Source organism: Citrobacter sp. CK189 (assembly GCF_030333505.1).
GTDB classification, from domain to species: Bacteria; Pseudomonadota; Gammaproteobacteria; order Enterobacterales; family Enterobacteriaceae; genus Citrobacter_B; species Citrobacter_B koseri.
This window is the reverse complement of record NZ_JAOWFV010000038.1, coordinates 653,421-680,370: the sequence shown is the minus strand read 5'-3', so window position 1 is coordinate 680,370 and position 26,950 is coordinate 653,421. Positions and strand designations below refer to the sequence as shown.

The following is a 26,950-nucleotide window of genomic DNA, read 5'->3' as shown; positions in this document are numbered from 1 at the left end:
ATGGGCGATAGTATTCTTTCTCAGGCTGAAATCGATGCGCTGCTCAACGGCGACAGCGAGGCCAAAGACGAACCCACCCCTGGCGGCGTGGGCGACAATGATATTCGTCCTTATGATCCTAATACACAGCGTCGCGTGGTGCGCGAGCGCCTACAGGCGCTGGAGATCATTAACGAACGTTTCGCGCGTCAATTCCGTATGGGACTGTTTAACCTGCTGCGTCGCAGCCCGGATATTACCGTGGGCGCGATCCGCATTCAGCCATATCACGAATTTGCGCGTAATTTACCCGTACCGACCAACCTGAACCTGATCCATCTGAAGCCGCTGCGCGGTACGGGTCTGGTGGTGTTCTCGCCGAGTCTGGTGTTTATCGCCGTGGATAACCTGTTTGGCGGCGACGGGCGTTTTCCGACCAAGGTGGAAGGTCGTGAGTTTACGCATACCGAACAGCGCGTTATCAACCGCATGCTGAAGCTGGCGCTTGAAAGCTACAGCGACGCGTGGAAAGCGATCAACCCGCTGGAAGTGGAGTACGTTCGCTCTGAGATGCAGGTGAAATTCACCAATATCACCACCTCTCCGAACGACATTGTGGTGAACACGCCGTTCCACGTCGAAATTGGCAACCTGACAGGCGAGTTCAACATCTGCCTGCCTTTCAGCATGATTGAGCCGCTGCGGGAGCTGTTGGTGAACCCGCCGCTGGAAAACTCACGTCATGAAGATCAGAACTGGCGCGACAATCTGGTGCGTCAGGTTCAGCATTCAGAGCTGGAGCTGGTGGCGAACTTTGCTGACATCCCGCTGCGCCTTTCCCAGATATTAAAGCTGAAACCCGGCGACGTGCTGCCGATTGAAAAACCCGACCGCATTATTGCTCATGTGGACGGCGTACCTGTACTGACCAGCCAGTATGGCACCGTGAACGGTCAGTATGCGTTGCGCGTAGAGCATTTGATCAACCCGATTTTGAATTCGCTGAATGAGGAACAGCCCAAATGAGTGACATGAATAATCCGTCCGATGAGAATACCGGCGCATTGGACGATCTGTGGGCTGACGCGTTAAACGAGCAAAAAACAACGACCAGCAAAAGCGCGGCCGATGCCGTCTTCCAGCAGTTGGGCGGCGGCGACGTCAGTGGAAACCTACAGGATATCGATTTAATCATGGATATTCCGGTCAAGCTGACCGTGGAGCTGGGTCGCACGCGCATGACCATCAAAGAGCTGCTGCGCCTGACGCAGGGTTCGGTGGTCGCACTGGACGGACTGGCAGGCGAGCCGTTGGATATTCTGATTAACGGCTACCTGATTGCCCAGGGTGAAGTCGTGGTGGTCGCCGATAAATACGGCGTGCGCATCACGGATATCATCACGCCGTCTGAACGTATGCGTCGTCTGAGCCGTTAAGCATGAAAACCCAGGCTACCGTTTCACAGCCCTCTGCCGTATCAGGCTCGCCGTTAGTTCAGGTGAGCGGCGCGCTGTTTGGGATCATCGTGTTGATTCTGGTCGCAGCCTGGGTCATTAAACGCCTGGGGTTTGCGCCCAAAGGCGCCGGTACGCGAGGGTTGAGAGTGTCAGCCAGCACCTCGCTGGGCCCGCGTGAGCGCGTGGTCATTGTCGATGTTGAAGACGCTCGGCTGGTACTGGGCGTCACGGCCACGCACGTCAATGTGTTGCATACCCTCCCCCCTGCGCCTGTCGTTGCAGAAGAAAAACCGGCCGCCCCTGCGGATTTCCAGGCCATGATGAAGAGTTTGTTGAAGCGTTCCGGGAGATCCTGATGCGCCGTTTGTTATCCCTCACGCTAATGGCTTTGTGGTTTATCAGCCCTGCCGCGTTCGCACAATTACCCGGACTGGTCAGCCAACCGCTACCCGGCGGCGGGCAAAGCTGGTCCCTGCCGGTACAGACGCTGGTCTTTATTACGTCACTGACGTTCCTGCCCGCCATTTTGCTGATGATGACCAGCTTTACCCGCATCATTATCGTCTTCGGCTTGCTGCGAAACGCGCTGGGAACGCCCTCTGCGCCGCCAAACCAGGTGCTTCTCGGGCTGGCGCTGTTCTTGACGTTTTTTATTATGTCGCCGGTTATCGACAAAATTTACGTGGATGCCTGGCAGCCTTTCAGCGAAGAAAAGATTTCCATGCAGGAAGCGCTGGAAAAAGGCGCTCAGCCGCTACGGGAGTTTATGCTGCGGCAGACCCGTGAGGCTGACCTGGGCCTGTTCGCGCGTCTGGCAAACAGCGGCCCGCTACAGGGGCCGGAAGCCGTGCCGATGCGAATTTTGCTCCCGGCCTACGTCACCAGCGAGTTAAAAACCGCTTTTCAGATCGGTTTTACGATTTTCATCCCCTTCCTGATTATCGATCTGGTTATCGCCAGCGTGTTGATGGCGCTCGGGATGATGATGGTGCCGCCGGCCACCATTGCGCTGCCGTTTAAGCTTATGCTTTTTGTCCTGGTCGACGGCTGGCAGTTGCTCGTTGGCTCTCTTGCTCAAAGTTTTTACAGTTAGAGGCGCGAAATGACACCCGAATCGGTCATGATGATAGGCACGGAGGCAATGAAGGTCGCGCTTGCGCTTGCCGCGCCTCTGCTGCTGGTTGCGCTGTTTACCGGCCTTATCATCAGTATTTTACAGGCCGCCACCCAGATCAACGAAATGACGCTGTCATTTATCCCGAAAATTGTGGCGGTATTTACGGCGATTATTGTGGCGGGCCCCTGGATGCTTAACCTGCTGCTGGATTACGTGCGTACGCTGTTCAGTAACTTGCCGTATATCATCGGATAAGACGCGATGTTGCAGGTCACAAGCGATCAATGGTTATACTGGCTTAACCTCTACTTCTGGCCGCTGTTACGTGTACTGGCGCTGATCTCTACCGCACCGATCCTCAGTGAACGCACGGTTCCCAAACGGGTAAAGCTGGGGCTGGGGTTTATGATCACTCTCATTATCGCCCCTTCACTCCCGGCGAATAATGTGCCTGTTTTTTCCACCGAAGCCTTATGGCTCGCCATGCAGCAAATCATGATCGGCATTGCGCTAGGGTTTACCATGCAGTTTGCCTTTGCTGCGGTGCGTACGGCGGGGGAATTCATCGGTCTGCAAATGGGTCTCTCTTTCGCCACGTTTGTTGACCCGGGCAGCCGCCTCAATATGCCGGTACTCGCCAGAATCCTCGATATGCTCGCCATGCTGCTGTTTCTTACGTTTAACGGCCATCTGTGGCTGATTTCGCTGCTGGTAGACACCTTCCATACGCTGCCTATCGGCGGCGACCCGGTCAACAGCAATGCGTTTCTGGCGCTCGCCCGGGCAGGCGGACTGATCTTCCTCAACGGACTCATGTTAGCCTTGCCGGTCATTACGTTACTGCTCACCCTCAACCTGTCGCTCGGGCTATTAAACCGTATGGCTCCGCAGTTATCCGTATTTGTTATTGGCTTCCCGTTAACCTTATCCGTCGGCATTTTGTTAATAACCGCGCTCATGCCATTAATTGCCCCTTTCTGTGAACACTTATTCGGTGAAATTTTCAATTTGCTTGCTGATATCGTTAGCGAAATGCCGACAACCAATAACCCATAATTTTTATCCTGTCTTACTAAGGATTTTCCTAAATTTAAAATCTAAAAACATCTACCAGGATATATCTGCTGCGCTTTATTTGTTTTTACCTTACTCACATAACATAACATTTACTTTACTTTGAGAAGATTCCTGGCAAATTATACGTAACTTTACGGGATAGTAAGTTCGCCTGAAAACAGCGAAAGCGTCATCTTAGGTCACTATTATTGTTCCGTTGGGTTGTGATGAGATATTCAGGTAAGGGGAATTATCGTTACGCATTGAGTGAGGGTATGCCATGTCAACGATTATTATGGATTTATGCAGTTACACCCGGCTAGGTTTGACCGGGTATCTGGTAAGCAGAGGGGTGAAAAAAAGGGAAATCAACGACATTGAGACCGTTGACGAACTCGCCATCGCTTGTGACTCACAGCAGCCTTCTGTGGTGTTTATTAATGAGGACTGTTTCATCCATGATCCATCTAACAGTCAGCAAATAAAGCAGATCATTAATCAGCATCCCAACACGTTATTTATTGTTTTTATGGCAATTGCTAATGTGCATTTTGATGAATACTTATTAGTAAGAAAAAACTTATTGATTAGTTCAAAATCAATTAAGCCCGATTCTCTGGATGATATTCTTGGCGATATTCTGAAAAAAGAGACGGATATTGTAGGAGTAGTAAATTTACCTACGTTATCTTTAAGCCGTACTGAATCCAGTATGTTGCGAATGTGGATGGATGGACAGGGAACAATACAGATTTCAGATCAAATGAATATCAAGGCAAAGACGGTGTCATCCCACAAAGGGAATATTAAACGGAAGATAAAAACGCATAATAAACAGGTTATCTATCATGTCGTGCGGCTGACGGATAACGTGACAAACGGAATTTTTGTTAACATGCGATGAGGCCCCCTGACTGGTGGATATTCCACCAGTCAGGGTAAAAGCGACAAAATCACATTACTCTGTTTTTTCCACAAAGATCCCATCCTGATGGCCTGACTCATTGAAGAACCAGATACCGAGCGGGTAGTCTTCCAGCGAAACCAGGTACATCGTACCTTCACTAAACTCTTCAACCGCCAATACCACGCCTGGCCGACGAGGGCCGCCGTCTGTTTTGACTGTTACCCGATCATTCACCTTCATCAATTATCCTCCTGTGGCTTTGTGCCAGTGTAGAACAAATTCCTTTTTCTGGCAGCGTCTGCCGCGCGTGATTGCTGGTTTTCTCAACGGTCTATACTTACAGATGCCACGGTTAAATGAGGTACTGAAGATGAAAACCGCGAAAGAGTACAGCGAAACGGCCAAGCGCGAAGTCAGCGTTGATGTTGACGCCCTGCTCGCGGCGATCAATGAAATCAGCGAGAGCGAAATTCATCGCAGCGCTGATGATCCTGAGAAAGTCAGTGTGGATGGCCGCGATTATCATACATGGCATGAATTAGCGGATGCGTTTGAACTCGATATTCATGATTTTAGCGTCACGGAAATCAATCGCTGATCTGGGGTGAAAAAAATCCCGGCTCGCAGAGCCGGGATCAAACTTGCTTATGCAAGAAGCACTTGAAAATTCGTTACACCAGAAAATCTGATGTGCGTTTTACCTTATCTGCAATTTTTTTGTATGACAAGCAAATATTTCTCGCAGAAATGATTAATACAGCTAATGGTTCAGCGTGTATCAGGCGACGGCGCGGGATGGTCGTCACGGACACAAACCTGATTGCGCCCGGCCTGTTTTGCCAGATACAACCGGCGATCCGCCAGCGACTGCAACTGTTCAAAATCGTAGTCTCCGTTCTCCTGCGCCCCGCTTACGCCCAGCGATGCGCTAATGCGCAGGGTCGTACCTTTTGCGATCAGGATTTCTTTGTCGTTCACGCGCTGGCGTATCCGCTCTGCGATCTGTGCTGCCTGCGCCAGCGTCGTCCCCGGTAAGACAATACAGAACTCTTCGCCGCCTACGCGCCCGGCAAGGTCATGCGAACGTATTGTGCCGCTAATAAGCCCGGCGGCATGGGAGAGCACCCGGTCTCCCGCCTGATGGCCGAAACGGTCATTGACGCTCTTAAAGTGATCCAAATCGATCTGAATAACGGAAAACGGCTGTCGCTGCTCGTGGCAGCGCTGTATCAGTACGCGCGCCCTCTCAAACAATGCGCCACGGTTATACAGCCGTGTCAAAGGATCGTGCCAGGCCTGCCATTGCAGGGAACTTTGCAGCACAAACATATTGCTGACCATCTTGCGGATAACAACCCATGAGATGAGCAACATCATCGTGAAAAGCGCCCACAGGAGACCAAGCGCAATACTGATACTGCCAAAAGCCCCCTGCACGCCTTCTCTCAGGGTATGAACACGCAAAAGCACGCCATCGAAATGATCCAGCCTTTCCCAACTGATATAGCGGCTGCCCATACGGATACCGCCATGCGTATCATGTTCGATGTCATTCGCGAGCAACGCCAGTTCAAGGTCATCAAAGGTATTAACCTGACGCTTTTCCGGCGTTGAGGTCGCCAGTAGCCTGAGCTGATAGTCGTAGAGCTGGTACTCCCCTTCGGAATCTTTTTCGACCGCATCCTCCAGGAAACGCTTCATGGATGACACGGGAATATCCATTGCCAGCACGCCATACCAGTGTCTTTCGTTATCCAGCGACAGGCTCACGGTGACTTTTTGTTGCACTTCGCCGCCCGGCACCGGCGAGCTAAACCAGCGCACGCCGCGCGCTGAATTTTGTCGTTGGGATTGCCCGCTGAACCAGGGTTGGATCACATACTGGTAATAACGGGACATAATGTCGCCGCCATTGGTTGTGGGTTCAGTTGAGACATAAAAGCCTGAACGCGAAACATACATTGTCCGCTGCGCCAGCATGGTAGAAGAATGCGCCAGCCGTAACAAATACCCCAGTTCCAGCGCGGCGCTTAACTCGTTTGCCAGCGCATCGTTATCCCGCGTGAGAAGCGTTGTACGGCTAACAAACGCGTCAGAGACGCCGTTAAGCGGTAACGTTCGCCGTCTGTCGAGCTCCAGTTGCCAGAAACTTTTGCCGCGCAGTTGCGCAAATTGCGCCACCGCATCGTGCAGGTCGGAAAAATCGAGCGGCGTGACCAGCGCTTCGTACATACCGTTGCGCAGAAACAAGAGTTTATCCACGCTGAATTGCAGCTGTCTGTCCAGCACATTAGCGACGTTTTCCAGATGGTTACGTTGACTGGCCCGGTATGCCGACTCCAGCACGACCACTTCACGCCAGGTCAGCAATGTTGAACAAATCATCACAACCAGAAAACAGATATTTACGACATGGCCTGGCCCAAAGCGTCGTGCTAACGTTCTCAGCCAGCTCCAGTTTCCTGGCGTTGTTTCATGCGGCACCTGACGGCTCCCTACTTTTATTCCTGAACTATGTGTCGCGACTCAACGGCAATTTTCTGGGGTAACAAAACGCCCGGCATTAACCGGGCGTTCCTTTATCAGACATCTTCCCGCAACCGCCTGCCATCACCGGGCATAAGTTCATTCTCGTGGAATGCTTCCCGTTTGACGCCAAAACCGTCATACCAACGGCACTCCACCATGCCGCTGGAATAACCGGTTACGATCATGCGTGGACCACCTTCTTTTGCGATAACTTCCTCACTGACAAAAAAGACCATACCTGCCTCCTGTATCCAGTGAAACTTTTTCACCTTAGACGACGATGGCCTTTTTTGCATAATCCGGCGAGGCATAAATTAGTGCGAACCACCGCGAACGTTGGCAACAGTTTTTACCAGTCCTACCACCACGCTGCCGATGATGAAACCGAGCACCAGATTAATCAACATGGGAAGCGTGAGCGCAATAAGACCATTCTGCTGCTGAGCAAAATGGTCGATCGCGTGGTGTAATGGCGCGATGCCGTGCACCACGATCCCGCCCCCCACCAGGAACATCGCGAGTGTGCCGACAATGGACAGCGCCTTCATAAGCCAGGGCGCCGTAACCAGTAACCCTTTGCCCACCGCCTGAGCCAGTACGCTGCGTTTTTCCGCCAGCCAGTACCCCATATCGTCCAGTTTTACGATGAGTCCCACCAGACCATAAACGCCAATCGTCACCACCAGCGCGATACCGGACAACACCAGAACCTGATTGAGCAACGGCGCGTCCGCGACAATTCCCAGCGTAATCGCGACGATCTCCGCAGAAAGGATAAAGTCGGTGCGCACAGCCCCTTTCACTTTCTCCTTCTCAAACGTGAGAGGATCTTGTGCGGCGATCGCGGCCAGACGCTGCTGACGCGCCTCCGGGCTCTCTTTGTGCTTTCGGGCCTCAAGCGTGTGTAAAACTTTCTCTACGCCTTCAAAACAGAGAAAAGCGCCCCCAATCATCAACAACGGTGTAATCGCCCACGGGATAAAAGCGCTGATCAGCAGCGCCAGAGGCACCAGGATGACCTTGTTGATCAACGACCCTTTCGCCACGCTCCAGACGACCGGCAGTTCGCGGTTCGCCCGCACGCCCGTCACTTGCTGCGCGTTTAGCGACAGGTCATCACCCAATACGCCTGCCGTTTTTTTCGCGGCCAGTTTTCCCATCATCGAGATATCATCCAACAGCGTGGCGATGTCATCGAGCAACGTCAGCAAACTACTTCCTGCCAAAATAAATCCCTCAATATTTTTCTTTTGAAGAGGTAAGTATGAAGTAAAAAACGTAATGCCGAAACGGGTAGCAATCGTCAACAAAAATTTAACAAAAGAGTGCAATTATAACGCTCGCCAGCGCGATAGTTTTGACGTTTACTATGTTGCACCTTTTTATTTCCGCCGTGAGGGATTATGCGTTTCAGGCAGTTACTACCACTTTTTAGCGCGCTCTTCGCGCTGTATATCATTTGGGGTTCCACGTACTTCGTTATTCGTATTGGCGTTGAGAGTTGGCCGCCGCTGATGATGGCGGGCGTCCGTTTTCTGTCTGCGGGGATTTTGTTAACAACATTCTTACTTCTTCGTGGGCATAAACTGCCCCCTTTGCGTCAATTGCTCAATGCCGCGCTAATTGGCATTCTGCTGCTGGCGGTGGGGAACGGTCTGGTTACCGTAGCGGAACATCAGGACGTACCGTCCGGTATCGCCGCCGTGGTAGTCGCGACGGTTCCATTATTCACGCTGTGCTTCAGCCATTTCTTTGGCATTAAAACGCGAAAACTGGAGTGGACAGGCATCGCCATCGGCCTGGCGGGGATCATCATGCTCAATAGCGGCGGAAATTTGAGCGGCAACCCCTGGGGCGCGCTGTTGATCCTGATTGGCTCGATGAGCTGGGCATTCGGCTCCGTGTTCGGCGCCCGCATCGCGTTGCCGACAGGCATGATGGCCGGAGCGATTGAAATGCTGGCTGCCGGTGTTGTGCTGATGTTCGCTTCCTTTATCGCCGGGGAAAAGCTGACGACGATGCCGACGCTCTCCGGCTTCATGGCGGTAGGTTATCTGGCGCTATTCGGTTCCATTATCGCCATTAACGCCTATATGTATTTGATCCGTAATGTCAGCCCGGCGCTGGCGACCAGTTACGCTTACGTCAACCCGGTAGTGGCGGTGTTACTGGGAACAGGTCTGGGGGGAGAAAGCCTTTCTTCCGTCGAGTGGCTGGCATTAGGGGTAATTGTTTTCGCTGTCGTTCTGGTGACGCTGGGGAAATATTTGTTTCCCGCCAGACCCGCGACCGCAGTGAGCGAATCGGAGAAATCACTCCAGTAAATGAATACCCTGCGTGTCGATCTGCGCGGTGGGGCCACCGCCGCAGATCCACTCCTCAAGCCGTTCCGCCAGTGCGGCGTCGCTGAGTTTCAACCGGCCACGCAAAGCACACTCCCAGACAATCAGCACACGCCAGCCAAGCTCGCGAAGCCTCAGCATGTCTCGCCGATCGCGCTCCACATTTTTACCGATTTTGTTCAGCCAGAACTCGGTACGCGTGGCGGGAACTTTGAACAGGTGGCAGTCGTGATGATGCCAGAAACAGCCGTGCGTGAAGATAACGCAGCGATACTCATCCACGACAAAATCCGGGCGTCCGGGCAACGTGGCGTCCTGCACATGAAACGCCATCCCCTGCTCCTGCAACAGACCGGCAAGGCGTTTTTCTATCGCCGTATCGCGCGTGGCTATCGCCCGCATATTCTTGCTGCGCGTCGCCTTATCGTGTACGTCCGCCATGCTGGCTCTCTTTCTGGCGCAATGTAACGGCCTGTTTAATTCTCGACTCCAGCAGTTTTGCTACTGCGGCAAATGCCGGAACCACGACGGAGTTACCAAACTGACGGTAGGCCTGGGTGTCTGAAACGGGAATGCGGAACTGATATCCCTGCGGCGATTCAAATCCCATTAACCGCGCGCACTCTCTGGGCGTTAACCGGCGTGGACGGTGCTGCTGATTCACCGGATCGTCGAAATTCGCCTCTCCTGCGGCCATATCCCAGCCACGGTCAATCAGTATCTCCGCGCCATCTTTATAGTAACGCGCCGACAATGTGCGCGTTACGCTGCCGGGATTCGCAGGATAGACCATCCCATAGCCGAAACCGTTACCCCGGGCCTGATGCTTTTTCGCGTAGCGGTACAAATACTTCCACAATACCGGCGTCAGCACATATTTCGCTTCAACCGCCGGTTCAAGCAGCTCCGCCAGCGTGATGCGCTGCTGCGGATAGCGGGTGGCAATATCCCGCAGCGTAAAATCGGTTTTCAGATTAAGATCGCGGCGGAACCCCACCAGCACAATCCTCTCCCGATGCTGGGGTAAAAAATGGCGGCCATCAATAATTTTCGGGTCGTCCGGCCCGTTATCCGCAGCATCAGCGACGTCATACCCCAGTTCGTCAAGCGTTTGCATAATGATGCGAAACGTTTTTCCCTGGTCGTGGCTTTTCAGGTTTTTGACGTTTTCGAGCACAAAAATCGCCGGGCGTCGGGCGTCAATAACCCGCACGACATCGAAAAAGAGCGTCCCCTGCGTATCGCAGGCGAAACCATGCGCCCGTCCCATCGCGTTTTTCTTTGATACGCCTGCCAGAGAGAATGGCTGGCAGGGAAAACCGGCCAGTAGAACATCGTGCTCCGGTATGTGCTGGCGAATATGCTCCGCCGCTTCGCTATCGCTCACGCCGTCGCGGTGGCTCAGCGTAATATCGCGAATATCTTCATTGAAATGATGCCGTTGTGGATCGCAGTAATAATTGGCTTTATAGGTGCGTACCGCGTGTTTATTCCATTCGCTGGTAAACACGCACTGCCCGCCTATCGCTTCAAAGCCACGGCGAATTCCGCCGATCCCGGCGAAGAGATCGACAAAACGAAAGGCATAATGCGGATGGTGTGCCGGAGGCGTTGGCAACAATGTCCTGAGGTGCGTATATTCGCTCTCGCTCAGACGATGCCACGCCGTTGCGTTCGCCACGACGCGTTTAAAAATAGCCGGGCTCCAGTGGTTCTCCCCAACGCCATTCAGATGCGCCACCAGCGTTTTCACATCATAGATTTCCAGCAGTTTGCCCAGCAGCGCCTGTACGGCAGCCCCGGCATTGTCCGTCATCAGATCCTGGAAACCTGTTACTGAAAGATTTTCCTGCATACATTTAACCGGCGAAATTGATATTCGACAGGTTAACACAAAATGAACGCGTTTACGTTTTGGGTATGGTCGCTACTTATCGCGGCTAAAAGCCTGAATTACCGTCTGATCCAACGTGTCGTACTCCCCTCTTAGCTCCGCGCTTAGCTTCGCCATCCAGGTCACCAGGAAGTCGGCGTTATGCTCTGCCAGCAGCTTTCCCCGCGCGGTTTGCATGGTTTGCGGCAAGGTCAGAAGTTTTGTCTGAAAATGGTCGAGGGCGAATTGCTTATCGTTAAGCGGGCGACGTTGCGCGAAGGGATCTTCAGCATCAAATAGCGAAACGCCCAGCCCGCCGGAAACGGCAAACACGCGCGCCAGACCGATTGCGCCCAGTGCTTCAAGCCGGTCGGCATCCTGCACAATCTTCGCCTCGCTGGTCATTGGCGCAATGTGGGCGCTAAAACTGTGCGCCTCAATCGCATGACTGACTGCCGCTAATTTCTCTTCAGGATACGCAGGGAAATCGTTCATTAATATGCGACGTGCCGCGTCAGCGGCCAGCACGGATGAACGATGGCGATCGGGATGATTTTTCGGCAGGCTGACGATATCGTGGAAATAACACGCGGTCAGTACAACAAGCCAGTCAACATCCTCATCCGTCGACAGCTTTTGTGCCGTTCCCCAGACGCGACGAAAATGAAAAATGTCATGAGCGCTATCCTGCTCGTGGTGATTTTTGCCCAACCACGCTTCGAACTGCGATTGCCAGTAGTGTAAATCCACGCTGCCTCCTCTGAATCAGAAAGCAACATTAGCAATATTCCGCCTTGTCTTCACGCTCAATGATTACGGGAGGAGGTATCAGACAGGTTGACGAAGGCAATAAATGGAATAAAAAGAAAATCCGAACGACGTTAAAATAGCGTTAATTACGATAAAATATTCACAAAATAAATTCCAAAAACGTAAATCATAATTTATTAAAAGAAAAACATAACACAGTTAAATATAAAGCAATAAATACATATTAAATTATTTATAATCGCACCCAAAGAAACAATTAGAAATATTTTAAATACATTTGTTACATGTAATATTTAAAAAAGAATGAACTTCCTGGAATAGTATTCAACAGTGATCTTCAGGATTCGATCACTTATTCATATCAATTATTATTATAGGGAATACATAATGAAAAGAAAAGTTCTGGCGATGCTTGTCCCTGCTCTATTAATTGCAGGCGCTGCAAATGCGGCTGAAGTGTATAATAAAGACGGCAATAAACTGGACCTGTACGGTAAAGTTGATGGCCTGCGTTATTTCTCTGACGATGCAGGCAGCGACGGCGACATGTCCTATGCCCGTCTGGGTTTTAAAGGCGAAACGCAAATTGCCGAGCAGTTAACCGGTTATGGTCAGTGGGAATACAACATTCAGGCCAACGGTACTGAAGGTGATAAAGGTGACTCCTGGACTCGTCTCGGCTTCGCTGGTTTAGGTTTTGGTCAAAACGGTACTTTCGATTACGGTCGTAACTACGGCGTGGTTTACGACGTAGAAGCCTGGACCGATATGCTGCCAGAATTCGGCGGCGATACTTACACTCAGACTGACGTTTATATGTTAGGCCGTACTAACGGCGTAGCAACCTACCGTAATAACGGCTTCTTTGGTCTGGTTGATGGTCTGAACTTTGCGCTCCAGTATCAGGGTAATAATGAAGGCACCGGTTTTGGTCAGGAAGGTTCCGGCAACAGTACTAATCGCAAGCTGGCCAAAGAAAACGGCGACGGCTTCGGTATGTCCACCTCCTACGACTTCGACTTCGGTTTAAGCCTGGGTGCGGCATACGCCAATTCCGATCGTACCGATGCTCAGGTTGCTCGTGGTTACGGTGACGGCATGAACCAGCGTAATAACTATGCTGGCGGTGATAAAGCTGAAGCCTGGACCGTTGGTGCAAAATACGACGCCTACAATGTTTATCTCGCCGCCATGTACGCTGAAACCCGTAATATGACTTACTATGGCAATGGCGACAGCGAACTTAATGGCGGTATCGCCAACAAAACGCAGAACTTTGAAGTTGTTGCACAGTATCAGTTTGATTTCGGTCTGCGCCCGTCTATTGCCTACCTGCAATCTAAAGGCAAAGACTTAGGTGGTCAGGAAGTAAGACACGGCAACTGGCGTTACACCGATAAAGATTTGGTGAAATATGTTGATGTGGGTATGACCTATTACTTCAACAAAAATATGTCCACCTATGTTGATTATAAAATCAACCTGCTGGATGAAGACGATAGCTTCTACGCAGACAACGGTATCGCAACCGATGATATCGTAGCCGTCGGTCTGGTTTACCAGTTCTAATATTCATTAGATACTGCACTAAGCCCGCATAATGGAATAATTTCATGATGCGGGCTTTTTATTATCACGCGCGCCCTTTAGACCAATATGCCATAAAGTTAATCGCTTTGTGCTCGACGCCACGCTCGCCAATTAGATGGCGGCGCAGCAGTTTGACGACGGTGGACTCTGCGGCCACCCACCCATAAAACGCCGTGCTGCTGGTCGTGGCCTTATCCCAGAGAAGCTCCCCTTCGGCTTCTTCTTTCACCGTATCCACCGTATCGGGATGGCGACTTTCGGGTACTCTGGCATGCGTTTTTACGGCCTGAATCAGGCATTCACCGCGCTTCGCCGCTGCGGGGTTACGCGGCAACCAAAAAATGTCGGCGAACTTAAACTCGCTTAAATTCGCGCAGTCGCCCTGTTCAGGAACTTCAAAGAACGCCTGAACCTGTGGCGGGTTGGTCTGTCTCGCCAGCATCTCAAGGATGCCGCGCGCGGCGGGGAGCGCCGTCTCATCAGCAATGATTAACGCATTCCGCAGTCCCTGGGGAGGCGTCCATTCATAGCCGCCGCTGTCTTCAGCATACGCCGCGTCAGGCGCCACCATCTGAATGGCGTCGCCGGGTCTGGCGTTAATCGCCCATGCCGAAGCCGGTCCTTCTGTACCATGATTGATAAATTCCACGGTGACCTCCTGGCGAGCAGGATCGACATGTCGCAGCGTATAGGTGCGGATAACCGGGCGCTTCTCTTTTGGCATCCCCAGTACAAGCTGATACCAGTGCCCTTCGGCAGGCAACGACGGCGGCGTACCGTCTTCAGACGGAAACAACATCTTAATGCGCTGATCCGGCGAGTCGCATTTCATCTGCGCCACCTCCTGCCCGCTGAAAACCAGGCTCAGCAGCGAAGGGGAAACCTCCGTCTTACGCGCCAGTTGAACGTTGAACAGGCGGTAGCCCTGAACTCCAGCCATAACTTTTCCTTACGCTTAAATCGCGGAATGACGTGAACGGTAGCGGCTGCGCCAGATAAAGCCAGACACCACGGTAAATAACACAGCGACGAAAAAAGCCGCCACAATCAGCGCCGCTGCGGCGCCGGTTTTCGACACCAGCGGCACCAGCAATGCGCAAAGCCCATAGCCAAGCGTGTGGCTGGTCGCGATCCAGCCCGCGCCTGCGCCGTCTGTCAGCTTATCATTCAGTAAAAGCTGATAAGCGGGTGTTGCCAGAGCAGCCCCAAACGACAGCACCGCACAGCCGAGGTAAAACAACCATAGCTGTTCGGCGAGCATTATCGCCAGGCCACAAATCATCAGCGCTCCGGCACTCAAAAGCAGCGCCATCGGCGTCAGGCGCTGCGGGCGAAGCACCCCGAACTGTGCGATAAGCGCGGCAACTGCGGCCAGCCCCAACAGCCACGCCACCTGATGGCTAATGGCGGCGGTATCCGTGGCGAACTGGCGAGTAAGGGCGGGCGAAAGACCAAGCTGCATCATGCTCACCGCCGCGGCTAATAACAGCGCGCAAAGCAGATAAGGCAGGCAATCCAGCCTCAGGCTGGCGCTCTTGCGCTCCGCTGCGGGCTGCGGCGGCGTGCCAGGCAACCGCAGCAGCATCACCAGCGCCAGCAGTGGCGCTGCCATCAGCAGCCCCATCGGCGCCAGAGGATGAATTGCCAGCATCGCCGCCGCGCACAACGGCCCGAATAGTCTGCCGCAGCTCAAGCCGGAGCTAATGGTTGCCAGAGCGACCATGCGATTCCCTTCCCCCGCTCTTTGCAATGCCCAGACCTGACAGGCTGGCACCATCGCCGACACGGTAAGCCCGTAGGCGATCCGCGCGATGATTAATATTCCCAGCCCCACCGCTGTTGTTACGGCGCCGGTCGCCATCAGCATGCTTCCCAGCCCAAGCAGAGTAAAGCTTGCGCCGTATCCCCCCAGTGCCCACAGCACCACAGGCTTACTGCCCACACGGGCAATTTGCTTTCCCCACCACGGGGAAGACGGCAGGAACAGCATTGAGCCAAGCATCAGCAAAGCCGCCCAAATCGACAGGCTCAGGTTTGTCTGAATCACCAGTACAGGGATCGCGACCAGCAGGCCGTTTTGCCCGACACCGAGTAACCCCGCACTAAACGCAAGCGGCCAGCAGGACAATGGTTTTTGCGGCGTTTCCGCGCTCTCAAGAGACGTCACGATGTTGCAATTCCATGTATTAATTGTGTTTATTTGTAAAATTAATTTTACCGATTCTAACAATTGTTATTGATAATGAGAAACCTTATCGGCAAAATTCGCATTATCATAACGAGTGGGATCTGTTTGATTATGACTTTGCCAACTAAAACGTCAGCCCTGGATGTGGCTGCGCAGTGCTTCCTGAATTCCCTGGTTCGTGAAACCAAAGACTGGCGGCTGACGGAATACCAGCCAACCGAATTGATCATCCCGCTGGGCGAACAGCAGGCGCTCCATTTCAGAGTGGCTTATTTTTCCCCAACCCAGCATCACCGCTTTGAATTTCCGGCGCGTCTGGTCACGGCCTCCGGCAGTCACCCCGTCGATTTCGCCACCCTCTCCCGGCTTATTGTTGATAAGCTCCAGCACCAACTCTTGCTGCCCGCGACCAGTTGCGAAACCTTCCACCAGCGCGTGATGGAAAGCCACGCCCATACGCAGCAGGCGATTGATGCCCGCCATGACTGGGCAGCCCTGCGTGAAAAAGCGTTGAACTTTGGCGAGGCGGAGCAGGCTCTGCTGGTCGGGCACGCCTTCCACCCGGCGCCTAAGTCTCATGAACCGTTTAACCAGCAGGAGGCCGAACGCTACCTGCCGGACTTCGCGCCCCACTTCCCGCTGCGGTGGTTTGCGGTGAACAAAACGCAGATCGCCGGTGAAAGCCTGCATCTCAACCTGCAACAACGGTTGACGCGATTTGCCGCAGAGAATGCGCCGCAGTTACTCAATGAATTAAGCGACAATCAATGGCTATTCCCGCTGCACCCGTGGCAGGGGGAGTATCTGTTGCAGCAGGAATGGTGCCAGGAGCTTGTCGCTAAAGGGCTGATTAAAGATTTAGGCGAGGCCGGCGCGCCGTGGCTACCGACCACCTCTTCCCGCTCGCTCTACTGCGCCACCAGCCGCGACATGATCAAATTCTCCCTGAGCGTGCGCCTGACCAACTCCGTCCGTACCCTGTCAGTGAAAGAAGTGAAGCGTGGAATGCGCCTGGCGCGCCTGGCACAAACCGACGACTGGCAGACGCTACAGGCCCGCTTCCCGACTTTCCGGGTGATGCAGGAAGACGGCTGGGCCGGGCTGCGCGATCTCCACGGCAACATCATGCAGGAAAGCCTGTTTGCCCTGCGTGAAAACCTGCTGGTGGATCAGCCGCAAAGCCAGACTAACGTACTGGTCTCCCTGACCCAGGCCGCACCGGATGGCGGTGATTCGCTGCTGGTTGCGGCGGTAAAACGCCTGAGCGATCGCCTCGGCATCACTGCGCAACAGGCCGCCCATGCATGGGTCGATGCTTACTGTCAGCAGGTGCTGAAGCCGCTGTTTACGGCTGAAGCGGATTACGGCCTGGTGCTGCTGGCGCATCAGCAAAATATTTTGGTTCAGATGCTTGGGGATCTGCCGGTCGGGCTTATCTACCGTGACTGCCAGGGCAGCGCGTTTATGCCTCACGCGGCAGGCTGGCTCGACACCATTGGCGAAGCGCAGGCGGAAAACGTCTTCACCCGTGAGCAGTTGCTGCGCTACTTCCCTTATTACCTGCTGGTTAACTCCACTTTTGCCGTGACCGCCGCGCTGGGCGCCGCCGGGCTGGACAGTGAAGCGAATCTGATGGCTCGCGTACGAACGTTGCTGGCTGAAGTGCGTGATCAGGTGACTCATAAAACCTGTCTCAACTACGTGCTGGAAAATCCGTACTGGAACGTAAAAGGTAACTTTTTCTGTTATCTGAACGACCACAACGAGAACACCATCGTCGATCCCTCGGTGATCTACTTCGATTTCGCCAACCCGCTGCTGGCTCAGGAGGGCTAAATGTCTAAGGCAAACATCGTTCACAGCGGATATGGACTGCGCTGTGAAAAACTCGACAAGCCTCTGAATCTTAGCTGGGGGCTGGACAATAGCGCGGTGCTGCGCTGGCCGGGGCCGCTGCCGACAGGGTGGCTGCGCGACGCGCTGGATCAGATATTTATCGCCGCACCGCAACTTTCAGCGGTGGTTCTCCCCTGGGCCGAATGGCGTGAGGAGCCACAGGCGCTGACGCTTTTCGGGCAGGTAAAAAGCGACATCATCCATCGCGCCGCCTTCTGGCAGTTACCGCTATGGCTGAGTTCTCCGGCAAACCGGGCCTCCGGCGAAATGGTTTTTGATGCAGAGCGTGAGATTTATTTCCCGCAGCGCCCGCCCCGTCCGCAGGGCGAGGTTTATCGCCGTTACGATCCACGCGTTCGCAAGACGCTGAGTTTCCGCGTTGCCGATCCCGTTCTTGATGCAGAACGTTTCACCTGCTGGATGAACGATCCGCGCGTTGAGTATTTCTGGGAGCAAAGCGGCTCGCTGGAGGTACAGACCGCCTATCTGGAGCGCCAGCTCACCAGTAAACATGCGTTCCCGCTGATCGGCTGCTTCGACGATCGGCCGTTTAGCTATTTCGAAATCTACTGGGCGGCGGAAGACCGCATTGGCCGCCACTATTCGTGGCAACCCTTTGACCGTGGCCTGCATCTGCTGGTTGGTGAACAGCAATGGCGCGGAGCCCACTACGTGCAAAGCTGGCTGCGCGGGCTGACGCATTACCTGCTGCTGGATGAGCCCCGCACGCAGCGCACCGTACTTGAGCCACGCGCCGATAACCAGCGCCTGTTCCGCCACCTTGAGCCTGCGGGATACCGGACAATTAAAGAGTTCGACTTCCCACACAAGCGCTCGCGCATGGTGATGGCGGATCGCCATCACTTCTTCACGGAGGTCGGTCTGTAATGAATCACAAGGATTGGGATTTTGTTAACCGCCAGCTGGTGGCAAAAATGCTGGCCGAGCTGGAGTATGAGCAGGTTTTCCACGCGGAATCTCAGGGCGATGGCCGCTACTGCATTAACCTGCCGGGTGCGCAATGGCGCTTCAGCGCTGAACGCGGCATCTGGGGCTGGCTGTGGATTGATGCTCAAACGCTGCGCTGCGCGGACGAGCCCGTTCTGGCGCAAACGCTACTGATGCAGCTAAAGCCGGTGCTGTCGATGAGCGATGCCACCGTTGCTGAGCATATGCAGGATTTGTATGCCACGTTGCTGGGCGACCTGCAACTGCTGAAGGCTCGTCACGGGCTGAGCGCCAGTGACCTGATTGATCTTGATGCCGACCGCCTTCAATGCCTGCTAAGCGGCCATCCTAAATTCGCTTTTAATAAAGGACGTCGGGGCTGGGGCAAAGAGGCGCTGGAGCGATATGCGCCAGAGTACGCCAACACCTTCAGACTGCACTGGCTGGCGGTAAAACGTGAGCATATGGTCTGGCGCTGCGACAGCGAGCTGGATATCCAGCAGTTGTTGACGGCCGCGATGGGCCCGCAGGAGTTTGCCCGCTTCAATCAAGTCTGGCAGGAAAACGGGCTGGATAACGACTGGCTGCCACTGCCGGTACATCCGTGGCAGTGGCAGCAAAAAATCGCCCTCGACTTCATCGCCGATCTTGCCGAAGGCAGGATGGTTTCTCTCGGCGAGTTTGGCGACTTGTGGCTCGCGCAGCAGTCGCTGCGCACCCTGACCAACGCCAGTCGCCAGGGCGGGCTGGATATCAAGCTGCCGCTGACCATTTACAACACCTCCTGCTACCGGGGGATTCCGGGCAAATACATCGCCGCCGGGCCGCTGGCCTCACGCTGGCTGCAACAGGTTTTTGCGACCGACGCCACGCTTAAGCAAAGCGGCGCGGTGATCCTCGGTGAACCGGCGGCGGGCTATGTGTCCCATGAAGGCTATGCCGCGCTTGCCCAGGCCCCCTACCGCTACCAGGAGATGCTCGGCGTTATCTGGCGTGAGAATCCGTGTCGCTGGCTGAAGCCGGACGAAACTCCGATTCTGATGGCGACACTGATGGAGTGCGATGAAAACAATCAGCCGCTGATAGGCGCATATATCGACCGCTCCGGGCTGGACGCTGAAACCTGGCTCACGCAGTTGTTCCGGGTGGTAGTGGTTCCGCTGTATCACCTGCTCTGCCGCTACGGCGTCGCGCTTATCGCCCACGGACAAAATATAACGCTCGCCATGAAAGAGGGCGTACCGCAGCGCGTGCTGTTGAAAGACTTCCAGGGCGATATGCGGCTGGTGAAAGATGCGTTCCCGGAGATGGACTCCCTGCCTCAGGAGGTGCGTGACGTCACCGCTCGCCTGAGCGCCGACTACTTAATTCATGATTTGCAGACCGGCCACTTCGTGACGGTTCTGCGCTTTGTTTCGCCGCTGATGGCTCGCCTTGGCGTACCGGAGAGGCGTTTTTATCAACTGCTGGCAGCAGTGTTGAGTGATTACATGCAGGAACATCCACAAATGTCAGCGCGCTTTGCGCTTTTCTCACTCTTCAAGCCACAAATCATTCGCGTAGTGCTGAACCCGGTAAAACTGACCTGGCCCGACCAGGACGGCGGCAGCCGCATGTTGCCGAATTACCTTGAGGATCTGCAAAACCCGCTGTGGCTGGCAACCAGGGACTGAATCATGACAAACACTGTAGATTTTATTGGCGTAGGCATCGGCCCGTTCAACCTGAGCATCGCGGCGCTGTCTCATCAGGCCGAAGGATTAAGCAGCCGCTTCTTTGACGGCCGCCCGCATTTTGCCTGGCATCCCGGCATGCTGGTGCCGGACTGCCATATGCAAACCATGTTCCTGAAAGATCTGGTTAGCGCTGTGGCTCCCACAAGCCCGTACAGCTTTGTTAACTATCTGGTGAAGCGCAAAAAATTCTACCGCTTCCTGACCACCGAACTGCGTACCGTGTCCCGCGATGAGTTTTCCGACTACCTGCGCTGGGCCGCCGAAGGGATGAACAATCTGCATTTCAATCATACCGTTGAGAGTATTGATTTCGACGAGAGACGCCAGCGGTTTGTGGTGCAGACCAGCCAGGGCGAAAGCGTTGCCCGCAATATCTGCCTTGGCATTGGCAAGCAACCGCACCTGCCGCCTTGCGTAAAAACGGCGACGCAAACCTGCTTCCACGCCAGTGAAATGAGCCTGCGCCAGCCAGACCTCGGCGGCAAGCGAGTCACCGTGGTTGGCGGCGGGCAAAGCGGCGCCGACCTGTTCCTCAATGCGCTGCGCGGAGAATGGGGCGACGTTGCAGAGATCAGTTGGGTCTCGCGCCGCAATAACTTTAACGCGCTGGATGAGGCGGCGTTCGCCAACGAATACTTCACGCCTGAGTACGTTTCAGGCTTCGTCGGTCTGAATGAAAGCGCGCGCCAGAAGATGCTCGACGAGCAGAAAATGACCTCCGACGGCATCACGGCCGACTCGCTACTGACCATCTATCGCGAGTTGTATCACCGCTTCGAGGTACTGAGGCAACCGCGTAACGCTCGTCTGCTGCCAAGCCGCTCGGTCACCGGGCTGGAAAGTCGCGGCCAGAGCTGGCAACTGCTGCTGGAGCATCATCTGGATAACGGCTATGACACTCTGGAAAGCGACGTGGTGATTTTCGCAACCGGCTACCGTCCCGCGCTGCCGCAGATACTTTCACCGCTAATGTCGCGAATCGCCATGCGCGATGAGTGCAATTTCAAAGTACGCGACGACTTCACCCTGGAGTGGAACGGCCCGAAAGAGAACAACATCTTCGCGGTCAACGCCAGTATGCAAACCCACGGCATCGCCGAACCACAGCTCAGCCTGATGGCCTGGCGCTCCGCCCGTATTCTTAATCGCGCGCTGGGGCGTGATTTATTCGATCTCAGTATGCCGCCCGCCCTGATTCAATGGCGCAGCGGCAGCCGGGAAAAACCGCAGCCGGAGGCTGCTTCTTTAACTCGCTACACAGCATCTTTGGGCTGATTTTTTCCGCCCGTGTGAAGGAATAATGATGATAAGCAAAAAGTATACGCTTTGGGCTCTCAACCCGCTGCTTCTCGCCATGATGGCGCCAGCAGTCGCTCAACAAACCGATGATGAAACGCTCGTGGTGTCTGCCAACCGCAGCAATCGCACCGTAGCGGAGATGGCGCAAACCACCTGGGTTATCGAAAACGCCGAACTGGAACAGCAGATTCAGGGCGGCAAAGAGCTGAAAGACGCGCTGGCTCAGCTGATCCCTGGCCTTGACGTCAGCAGCCAGAGCCGCACCAACTACGGTATGAACGTGCGTGGCCGCCCGCTGGTCGTGCTGGTTGACGGCGTGCGTCTCAACTCTTCACGCACCGACAGCCGACAGCTGGACTCTATCGATCCTTTCAATATCGACCATATTGAAGTGATCTCCGGCGCGACGGCCCTGTACGGCGGCGGCAGTACCGGTGGTCTGATCAACATCGTGACCAAAAAAGGCCAGCCGGAAACCCAGATGGAGTTTGAGGCTGGCACCAAAAGCGGCTTTAACAGCAGTAAAGATCACGATGAGCGCATTGCCAGCGCCATCTCCGGCGGCAATGACCATATCTCCGGGCGTGTTTCAGTGGCGTACCAGAAGTTTGGCGGCTGGTTTGACGGTAACGGCGATGCCACCCTGCTCGATAACACCCAGACCGGCCTACAGTATTCCGATCGCCTGGACATCATGGGCACCGGTACGCTGAACATCGATGAAACCCAGCAGCTTCAGCTGATCACGCAGTACTATAAAAGCCAGGGCGACGACGATTACGGGCTGAATCTTGGGAAAGATTTCTCCGCCATTAGCGGGGCCAGCACACCATACGTCAGTAAGGGGCTGAATTCCGACCGTATTCCCGGCACCGAGCGTCATCTGATCAGCCTACAGTACTCCAACAGCGATTTCTTTGGTCAGGAGCTGGTCGGCCAGGTTTACTACCGCGATGAGTCACTGCTGTTCTACCCGTTCCCGACCGTAAATGCGAACAAACAGGCGACGGCTTTCTCCTCGTCACAGCAGGACACCGACCAGTACGGCATGAAACTGACTCTGAACAGCAAACCGCTGGACGGCTGGCAAATCACCTACGGGCTGGATGCCGACCACGAGCGCTTTACCTCCAACCAGATGTTCTTCGATCTGGCCCAGGCAAGCGCTTCCGGGGGGCTGAACAACCAGAAGATTTACACCACCGGGCGTTACCCGTCGTATGACATCACCAACCTGGCGGCCTTCCTGCAATCGAGCTATGACATCAATGATATCTTTACCCTCAGCGGCGGCGTACGCTACCAGTACACTGAGAACAAGATTGATGATTTCATCGGCTACGCGCAGCAACAGCAGATTGCCGCCGGGAAGGCGACATCCGCCGACGCCATTCCAGGCGGCTCGGTCGATTACGACAACTTCCTGTTCAACGCCGGTCTGCTGATGCACATCACCGAACGCCAGCAGGCATGGCTCAACTTCTCCCAGGGCGTGGAGCTACCGGACCCGGGTAAATACTACGGTCGCGGCACCTATGGCGCAGCGGTGAACGGTCACCTTCCCCTGACCAACAGCGTGAACGTTGGCGACAGCAAGCTGGAAGGCGTGAAGGTCGATTCTTATGAGCTGGGCTGGCGCTTTACCGGCGACAACCTGCGCACCCAAATCGCGGCCTACTACTCGATTTCCGATAAGAGCGTGGTGGCGAATAAAGATCTGACCATCAGCGTGGTGGACGACAAACGCCGCATTTACGGCGTGGAAGGCGCGGTGGACTACCTGATTCCAGATACCGACTGGAGTACCGGTGCGAACTTCAACGTGCTGAAAACCGAGTCGAAAGTGAACGGTAGCTGGCAGAAATATGACGTGAAGGTGGCAAGCCCATCGAAAGCGACAGCCTACATTGGCTGGGCGCCGGACCCGTGGAGCCTGCGCGTACAGAGCACCACCTCCTTCGATGTGAGCGATGCAGAAGGCTACAGCATTGATGGCTATACCACCGTCGATTTGCTCGGCAGCTATCAGCTTCCGGTGGGTAAACTCAGCTTCAGCGTTGAGAACCTCTTCGACCGTGACTACACCACCGTCTGGGGGCAGCGCGCGCCGCTGTACTACAGCCCAGGTTACGGCCCCGCTTCCCTGTATGACTACAAAGGACGCGGCCGCACCTTTGGTCTGAACTACTCAGTTCTGTTCTAAACCGCCCTCCTTGCCCGGCACATGCCGGGCAAATTCACCGAATGTCAATACGCAATCAATAGCATTGAACTATTTTTGAAAATTCAACAATAGGCCGCATCCTTTTATTTTTAATAAACAGGCGATCGCAACATGGGATAATAATCTGAAAGGACATTGTATTTTAGAGAGATGGTATGTCAGAAGGAGTTTCGAAAAAATCCAGATATGAAATCATTGCTATCCTGAGAGAAGAATTCAGGGTTAAGTCTAAACTGGATTTTAGTTTTAACGATCTGAGCTGGCAATCAGATTTACGAAAAGTTGACAGTTCATCTTTTTATATCGATCTCCCTCCCTCTTTTCAGCCTTCGTTATCTGAAAACGGCGATGTCTGTTTTCAGATCCACAGTAAACTTGGCAGGATTGAGTTTGCCACCGCGCAGATAAATACTGAGCACAATAGCCCGGATAATATTTTCCGCTTTGCCATTCCTGAGAGCATAAACATACTGCAACGGCGATCGTCCCCCCGACTTAAGACAAGAGAGAGTTATCAATTCTGTTGTTCTGGTCGTTATAAAAATGGCGTTACTTTTAAACATACGTTAAATGATGTCTCTGACGGCGGGTGTTCTTTCATATCCACCCAATCTCAACTTAAATTTATGCGTAAAGATAATGTGTTAGAAAACGTTGAGATGAGCTTTGGTGAATATGGCAGCGTAATGACTAACTTAAAAATCATCAGCGTAACAGAACTCCATAGCGAAAAATCGTATGAAGAAGCAGATTTCCGCATCTCTTGTATGTTTCAGCATAAAAGTGACGATTATAAACATTACATAGAGAATGTTATCGTCAAATTAATTATTGACAATAAAATTAAAAATAAGATTTTTTTAGTTTAACAGACCGAGAAAACATTGAGTAATTTATTATTTTACACGGATGATAATCTCATTGGGCAATCAATCCTGCATTACATGGTGGACAATGAGATAAATATTACCACGCTGGGCTATCAGGAGATCGCCGGGAGAACCCGTGCCCCTCAGTCGGGTACGATTATTATCAATGTCATTCATAAGGATATCTCTGCGGCCAGAACGGTCGCCTTACTCAATAGATTACGAATGTATCTCACGCACTGCACGCTGCTCGTTCTGATTGTAAAAAGCGACCTCGCCAGCTTATGTCGTGAACTTCTCGATCTTGAAAATGTATTGATTCTGACGGAAAACGCGTCTTGCTCCGATCTCTCGGCTATCTTGAAACATCCTTTAACGACCCGCGAATATCAGCGCTTATACACCCGGCGAAAACTCACTACCAGGGAGCAGCAGGTGCTGGCGCTAATGATTGCCAGCCATAACAATAAACAAATAGCAGAGCTTCTCAATATTGACTATAAAACAGCCCACACTCACAGAGCGAGTATTATGAGAAAGTTAGGCATGAATAACTCGCAAGTGATGAACAAAAGAATCGTCAATATGTTTCGATGCTAAACATATTAAATGTGCAGATGACCAATCAAAAACCGATAATTAATTGTTAACCAGCCCCCTGTCAATCATTTTCACCGACAAAAATATCACTTATATTAATACCACCTCCTCCCACCGTTGACCTGATTTCTGACGAGATATAATGGACGCACTTATGTTTTTCAATCATAATTTGTCACGTAGCGATATATCCGTTCGATATGTCTTCCAAAAAATGTTTTCACCTCTCGGGGCGCTTGTCGCCGTTGAGTGCCTGAGCCGCTTTGACCATATCCCTGTTTCTCCAGAAGAGTTATTTCGTTATGCCAATGCGGATTTACGGGAAAGTATCTTTATGGAACAACTGGCGTTAATAGAAAAACATAAAGCGTGGTTTATAAAAAACAATGTTTCTGCCACGATTAACGTTGACGACCATATACTCAGCGTCCTGCTACGGCCAGAAGTGAAAGCGAAAGTCAAAGCACTGGGCTGCGTTCACTTTGAACTCACGGAAAACTCTAACGAACTGTTGAATAACTCTCTCGCCGCCTGGTGTGATTCCCACAGCACCCCACTCTGGCTCGATGACTTTGGCGCTGGCTACGCGGGAATTAACGCGATTCGCGGCTATCATTTTGATTATGTCAAAATCGACAGAAACTTCTTCTGGCATTTAATGCAAAAAGAGTCTGGTCGGCCATTGATGGATGCGCTGGTCACCTTCCTTTCCCGTAACCAGCATAATGTGATTATTGAAGGCGTCGAAAGCGAAGCGCATAAGAAATGGTTGCAGGGTATGGAGTGGTTTGCCATTCAGGGGCATTACTGGAAAGAAGTCAGTATTGAACAACTGGTCAAAGAAGAGATTACGGTTTAAAAAAGAGAAAAAAATGCCGGAAGACTCCGGCATCAAAACCAACCTTCACACGCAAGAAATCAGTTATACACTAACTCCCAGGTTGCCCAACTGGTCAACGGGCCACTGGTCGCTTTCTCCGGCGCTGGCGTAACGTAACCGATGTAATAAGTAAACACACCGCCGCTTACCGCTTTTTCCACCAAAGGCACCCGGTTTTGCTGCGGGTCAGCCGGAACAATTTTATTGCTTTTATCCAGCGTATTATTGTCGTTGGTCGACAGCGCCAGAAAAATATGGCTGGCCCCATCCGCTCGTGTATTCGCCAGATAACCGGCATTTTCGTTGCCGACGGTATTGACCGTGAATCCATCAATCCAGCGCACACTTACCGTGCTGATCTCATCGTTATTCGCAGCGCCACCATCATGACGTAACTGACAGTTCGACAATTCCAGGGTGAAGGATTGCGGTTTCATAAATGCGCCCGCGCCACGGGCATGTACTTCCGCCAGGCTTACCGGTGCCAGCCAGACGCTACCGCTGCCCGCATTGTTGCCCCCATTGAGCGCTACGCTACAGGAGATATCCGTTACTCGCCCTGCGAAGTCCACCCGTCCGCGATCGTAATTGGTTTCAAATCCCCACGCTGAAGAGGCAACAAGCATTCCGCTTATCAGGGTCAACTGAGTGAGTCGTCTGATATTTTTATACTGTGCTGAATCACGCAT

The 26,950-nt window shown here is 53.2% G+C and carries 28 protein-coding genes; 18 read left to right on the top strand and 10 right to left on the bottom strand.

Going from position 1 to position 26,950, the window contains the following annotated elements; translation table 11 throughout:
• The 7 genes from fliM to rcsA all read left to right on the top strand — a co-directional run bounded on the left by fliM (nt 1) and on the right by rcsA (nt 4,513).
• Entirely contained in the window at nt 1-1,005 is a 1,005-nt protein-coding gene (fliM, locus tag OGV83_RS13165) for a flagellar motor switch protein FliM (protein ID WP_012131901.1), read from the top strand.
• On the top strand, nt 1,002-1,415 hold the full coding sequence (gene fliN, locus OGV83_RS13160) for a flagellar motor switch protein FliN (RefSeq protein ID WP_012131900.1): 414 nt from the start codon (nt 1,002-1,004) through the stop codon (nt 1,413-1,415). The genes fliM and fliN overlap by 4 nt, the downstream gene beginning before the upstream one ends.
• A gap of 2 nt (nt 1,416-1,417) precedes the next feature.
• Nucleotides 1,418-1,792, top strand: coding sequence for a flagellar biosynthetic protein FliO (gene fliO, locus OGV83_RS13155; RefSeq protein WP_286463773.1), 375 nt, complete (start codon nt 1,418-1,420; stop codon nt 1,790-1,792).
• Nucleotides 1,792-2,529, top strand: a complete 738-nt coding sequence (gene fliP / locus OGV83_RS13150; protein WP_012131898.1) for a flagellar type III secretion system pore protein FliP — start codon at nt 1,792-1,794, stop codon at nt 2,527-2,529. Before fliO ends, fliP begins: the two co-directional genes overlap by 1 nt.
• Before the next feature lie 9 nt (nt 2,530-2,538).
• Entirely contained in the window at nt 2,539-2,808 is a 270-nt protein-coding gene (gene fliQ, locus OGV83_RS13145) for a flagellar biosynthesis protein FliQ (protein WP_012131897.1), read from the top strand.
• Between the two features lie 6 nt (nt 2,809-2,814).
• Complete coding sequence (fliR, locus tag OGV83_RS13140; RefSeq protein ID WP_012131896.1) at nt 2,815-3,609, top strand: flagellar biosynthetic protein FliR; 795 nt, start codon at nt 2,815-2,817, stop codon at nt 3,607-3,609.
• 280 nt (nt 3,610-3,889) lie between these two features.
• On the top strand, nt 3,890-4,513 hold the full coding sequence (gene rcsA, locus OGV83_RS13135) for a transcriptional regulator RcsA (RefSeq protein WP_047462896.1): 624 nt from the start codon (nt 3,890-3,892) through the stop codon (nt 4,511-4,513).
• A 54-nt stretch (nt 4,514-4,567) separates the two neighbouring features.
• Here the strand turns inward: rcsA and dsrB are convergent, their stop codons facing one another.
• A complete protein-coding gene (dsrB, locus tag OGV83_RS13130) occupies nt 4,568-4,756 on the bottom strand; it encodes a protein DsrB (protein ID WP_012131894.1) in 189 nt (62 codons plus the stop codon).
• 130 nt (nt 4,757-4,886) lie between these two features.
• Here dsrB and yodD point away from each other — a divergent pair, with 130 nt between their 5' ends.
• Entirely contained in the window at nt 4,887-5,114 is a 228-nt protein-coding gene (yodD, locus tag OGV83_RS13125; RefSeq protein ID WP_024130232.1) for a YodD family peroxide/acid resistance protein, read from the top strand.
• Between the two features lie 170 nt (nt 5,115-5,284).
• Here the strand turns inward: yodD and dgcQ are convergent, their stop codons facing one another.
• From dgcQ to OGV83_RS13110, 3 genes are all read right to left on the bottom strand, one after another.
• Nucleotides 5,285-7,000, bottom strand: a complete 1,716-nt coding sequence (gene dgcQ / locus OGV83_RS13120) for a cellulose biosynthesis regulator diguanylate cyclase DgcQ (protein ID WP_286463771.1) — start codon at nt 6,998-7,000, stop codon at nt 5,285-5,287.
• A 98-nt stretch (nt 7,001-7,098) separates the two neighbouring features.
• Nucleotides 7,099-7,281: a YodC family protein gene (locus tag OGV83_RS13115; protein WP_024130230.1), complete on the bottom strand. Its 183-nt coding sequence runs from the start codon at nt 7,279-7,281 to the stop codon at nt 7,099-7,101.
• A gap of 78 nt (nt 7,282-7,359) precedes the next feature.
• Nucleotides 7,360-8,271 (bottom strand): DUF808 domain-containing protein, encoded by a 912-nt coding sequence (locus OGV83_RS13110; RefSeq protein WP_049010009.1) that lies wholly within the window; start codon nt 8,269-8,271, stop codon nt 7,360-7,362.
• A gap of 177 nt (nt 8,272-8,448) precedes the next feature.
• On the opposite strand from OGV83_RS13110, the gene yedA reads away from it, so the two are divergent.
• Entirely contained in the window at nt 8,449-9,369 is a 921-nt protein-coding gene (gene yedA, locus OGV83_RS13105) for a drug/metabolite exporter YedA (RefSeq protein WP_012131887.1), read from the top strand.
• Here yedA and OGV83_RS13100 read toward each other — a convergent pair.
• The 3 genes from OGV83_RS13100 to OGV83_RS13090 all read right to left on the bottom strand — a co-directional run bounded on the left by OGV83_RS13100 (nt 9,358) and on the right by OGV83_RS13090 (nt 12,010).
• On the bottom strand, nt 9,358-9,828 hold the full coding sequence (locus OGV83_RS13100) for a very short patch repair endonuclease (protein WP_047462890.1): 471 nt from the start codon (nt 9,826-9,828) through the stop codon (nt 9,358-9,360). The two genes, yedA and OGV83_RS13100, sit on opposite strands and share 12 nt — an antisense overlap.
• Nucleotides 9,809-11,242 (bottom strand): DNA cytosine methyltransferase, encoded by a 1,434-nt coding sequence (locus OGV83_RS13095; protein ID WP_071258789.1) that lies wholly within the window; start codon nt 11,240-11,242, stop codon nt 9,809-9,811. Before OGV83_RS13095 ends, OGV83_RS13100 begins: the two co-directional genes overlap by 20 nt.
• Nucleotides 11,243-11,314: 72 nt before the next feature.
• Nucleotides 11,315-12,010 carry a phosphohydrolase gene (locus tag OGV83_RS13090; RefSeq protein WP_049010001.1) on the bottom strand — a complete coding sequence of 232 codons (696 nt, stop codon included), beginning with the start codon at nt 12,008-12,010 and terminating at the stop codon, nt 11,315-11,317.
• A 408-nt stretch (nt 12,011-12,418) separates the two neighbouring features.
• Here OGV83_RS13090 and ompC point away from each other — a divergent pair, with 408 nt between their 5' ends.
• Nucleotides 12,419-13,600: a porin OmpC gene (gene ompC / locus OGV83_RS13085; protein WP_153257675.1), complete on the top strand. Its 1,182-nt coding sequence runs from the start codon at nt 12,419-12,421 to the stop codon at nt 13,598-13,600.
• Between the two features lie 64 nt (nt 13,601-13,664).
• On the opposite strand, the gene OGV83_RS13080 is transcribed toward ompC, so the two are convergent.
• Nucleotides 13,665-14,561, bottom strand: coding sequence for a siderophore-interacting protein (locus OGV83_RS13080; protein ID WP_286463762.1), 897 nt, complete (start codon nt 14,559-14,561; stop codon nt 13,665-13,667).
• A gap of 15 nt (nt 14,562-14,576) precedes the next feature.
• Nucleotides 14,577-15,788, bottom strand: coding sequence for an MFS transporter (locus OGV83_RS13075; protein ID WP_012131880.1), 1,212 nt, complete (start codon nt 15,786-15,788; stop codon nt 14,577-14,579).
• A gap of 132 nt (nt 15,789-15,920) precedes the next feature.
• On the opposite strand from OGV83_RS13075, the gene iucA reads away from it, so the two are divergent.
• The 8 genes from iucA to mrkJ all read left to right on the top strand — a co-directional run bounded on the left by iucA (nt 15,921) and on the right by mrkJ (nt 26,240).
• Entirely contained in the window at nt 15,921-17,645 is a 1,725-nt protein-coding gene (gene iucA, locus OGV83_RS13070) for an aerobactin synthase IucA (protein WP_058669303.1), read from the top strand.
• On the top strand, nt 17,646-18,593 hold the full coding sequence (gene iucB / locus OGV83_RS13065; protein WP_286463759.1) for a N(6)-hydroxylysine O-acetyltransferase IucB: 948 nt from the start codon (nt 17,646-17,648) through the stop codon (nt 18,591-18,593).
• Nucleotides 18,593-20,326 carry an NIS family aerobactin synthetase IucC gene (iucC, locus tag OGV83_RS13060; protein WP_286463757.1) on the top strand — a complete coding sequence of 578 codons (1,734 nt, stop codon included), beginning with the start codon at nt 18,593-18,595 and terminating at the stop codon, nt 20,324-20,326. Before iucB ends, iucC begins: the two co-directional genes overlap by 1 nt.
• Nucleotides 20,327-20,329: 3 nt before the next feature.
• Nucleotides 20,330-21,664, top strand: a complete 1,335-nt coding sequence (gene iucD, locus OGV83_RS13055; RefSeq protein ID WP_012131874.1) for an NADPH-dependent L-lysine N(6)-monooxygenase — start codon at nt 20,330-20,332, stop codon at nt 21,662-21,664.
• A gap of 25 nt (nt 21,665-21,689) precedes the next feature.
• The gene (gene iutA, locus OGV83_RS13050) at nt 21,690-23,891 is read left to right on the top strand and encodes a ferric aerobactin receptor IutA (RefSeq protein ID WP_012131873.1); all 2,202 of its coding nucleotides are present in this window, start codon (nt 21,690-21,692) and stop codon (nt 23,889-23,891) included.
• 176 nt (nt 23,892-24,067) lie between these two features.
• Entirely contained in the window at nt 24,068-24,781 is a 714-nt protein-coding gene (locus OGV83_RS13045; protein ID WP_114848157.1) for a flagellar brake protein, read from the top strand.
• A gap of 15 nt (nt 24,782-24,796) precedes the next feature.
• On the top strand, nt 24,797-25,381 hold the full coding sequence (locus OGV83_RS13040; RefSeq protein ID WP_464224776.1) for a LuxR C-terminal-related transcriptional regulator: 585 nt from the start codon (nt 24,797-24,799) through the stop codon (nt 25,379-25,381).
• A gap of 142 nt (nt 25,382-25,523) precedes the next feature.
• Nucleotides 25,524-26,240 (top strand): cyclic-di-GMP phosphodiesterase MrkJ, encoded by a 717-nt coding sequence (mrkJ, locus tag OGV83_RS13035; protein WP_047462857.1) that lies wholly within the window; start codon nt 25,524-25,526, stop codon nt 26,238-26,240.
• A gap of 59 nt (nt 26,241-26,299) precedes the next feature.
• On the opposite strand, the gene OGV83_RS13030 is transcribed toward mrkJ, so the two are convergent.
• On the bottom strand, nt 26,300-26,950 hold the full coding sequence (locus OGV83_RS13030; RefSeq protein ID WP_104868514.1) for a fimbrial protein: 651 nt from the start codon (nt 26,948-26,950) through the stop codon (nt 26,300-26,302).

Excerpts from the sequence above, each read along its gene's own strand:
- fliN (WP_012131900.1), top strand. The coding sequence starts at position 1,002 with ATGAGTGACATGAATAATCCGTCCGATGAGAATACCGGCGCATTGGAC.
- OGV83_RS13080 (WP_286463762.1), bottom strand. The coding sequence starts at position 14,561 with ATGGCTGGAGTTCAGGGCTACCGCCTGTTCAACGTTCAACTGGCGCGT.
- iucA (WP_058669303.1), top strand. The coding sequence starts at position 15,921 with ATGACTTTGCCAACTAAAACGTCAGCCCTGGATGTGGCTGCGCAGTGC.
- fliR (WP_012131896.1), top strand. The coding sequence starts at position 2,815 with ATGTTGCAGGTCACAAGCGATCAATGGTTATACTGGCTTAACCTCTAC.
- OGV83_RS13045 (WP_114848157.1), top strand. The coding sequence starts at position 24,068 with ATGTCAGAAGGAGTTTCGAAAAAATCCAGATATGAAATCATTGCTATC.
- iucC (WP_286463757.1), top strand. The coding sequence starts at position 18,593 with ATGAATCACAAGGATTGGGATTTTGTTAACCGCCAGCTGGTGGCAAAA.
- mrkJ (WP_047462857.1), top strand. The coding sequence starts at position 25,524 with ATGGACGCACTTATGTTTTTCAATCATAATTTGTCACGTAGCGATATA.
- fliM (WP_012131901.1), top strand. The coding sequence starts at position 1 with ATGGGCGATAGTATTCTTTCTCAGGCTGAAATCGATGCGCTGCTCAAC.
- OGV83_RS13115 (WP_024130230.1), bottom strand. The coding sequence starts at position 7,281 with ATGGTCTTTTTTGTCAGTGAGGAAGTTATCGCAAAAGAAGGTGGTCCA.
- dsrB (WP_012131894.1), bottom strand. The coding sequence starts at position 4,756 with ATGAAGGTGAATGATCGGGTAACAGTCAAAACAGACGGCGGCCCTCGT.
- yodD (WP_024130232.1), top strand. The coding sequence starts at position 4,887 with ATGAAAACCGCGAAAGAGTACAGCGAAACGGCCAAGCGCGAAGTCAGC.
- OGV83_RS13095 (WP_071258789.1), bottom strand. The coding sequence starts at position 11,242 with ATGCAGGAAAATCTTTCAGTAACAGGTTTCCAGGATCTGATGACGGAC.
- fliQ (WP_012131897.1), top strand. The coding sequence starts at position 2,539 with ATGACACCCGAATCGGTCATGATGATAGGCACGGAGGCAATGAAGGTC.
- OGV83_RS13030 (WP_104868514.1), bottom strand. The coding sequence starts at position 26,950 with ATGCGTGATTCAGCACAGTATAAAAATATCAGACGACTCACTCAGTTG.
- iutA (WP_012131873.1), top strand. The coding sequence starts at position 21,690 with ATGATGATAAGCAAAAAGTATACGCTTTGGGCTCTCAACCCGCTGCTT.
- iucD (WP_012131874.1), top strand. The coding sequence starts at position 20,330 with ATGACAAACACTGTAGATTTTATTGGCGTAGGCATCGGCCCGTTCAAC.
- yedA (WP_012131887.1), top strand. The coding sequence starts at position 8,449 with ATGCGTTTCAGGCAGTTACTACCACTTTTTAGCGCGCTCTTCGCGCTG.
- iucB (WP_286463759.1), top strand. The coding sequence starts at position 17,646 with ATGTCTAAGGCAAACATCGTTCACAGCGGATATGGACTGCGCTGTGAA.
- ompC (WP_153257675.1), top strand. The coding sequence starts at position 12,419 with ATGAAAAGAAAAGTTCTGGCGATGCTTGTCCCTGCTCTATTAATTGCA.
- fliP (WP_012131898.1), top strand. The coding sequence starts at position 1,792 with ATGCGCCGTTTGTTATCCCTCACGCTAATGGCTTTGTGGTTTATCAGC.
- rcsA (WP_047462896.1), top strand. The coding sequence starts at position 3,890 with ATGTCAACGATTATTATGGATTTATGCAGTTACACCCGGCTAGGTTTG.
- fliO (WP_286463773.1), top strand. The coding sequence starts at position 1,418 with ATGAAAACCCAGGCTACCGTTTCACAGCCCTCTGCCGTATCAGGCTCG.
- OGV83_RS13100 (WP_047462890.1), bottom strand. The coding sequence starts at position 9,828 with ATGGCGGACGTACACGATAAGGCGACGCGCAGCAAGAATATGCGGGCG.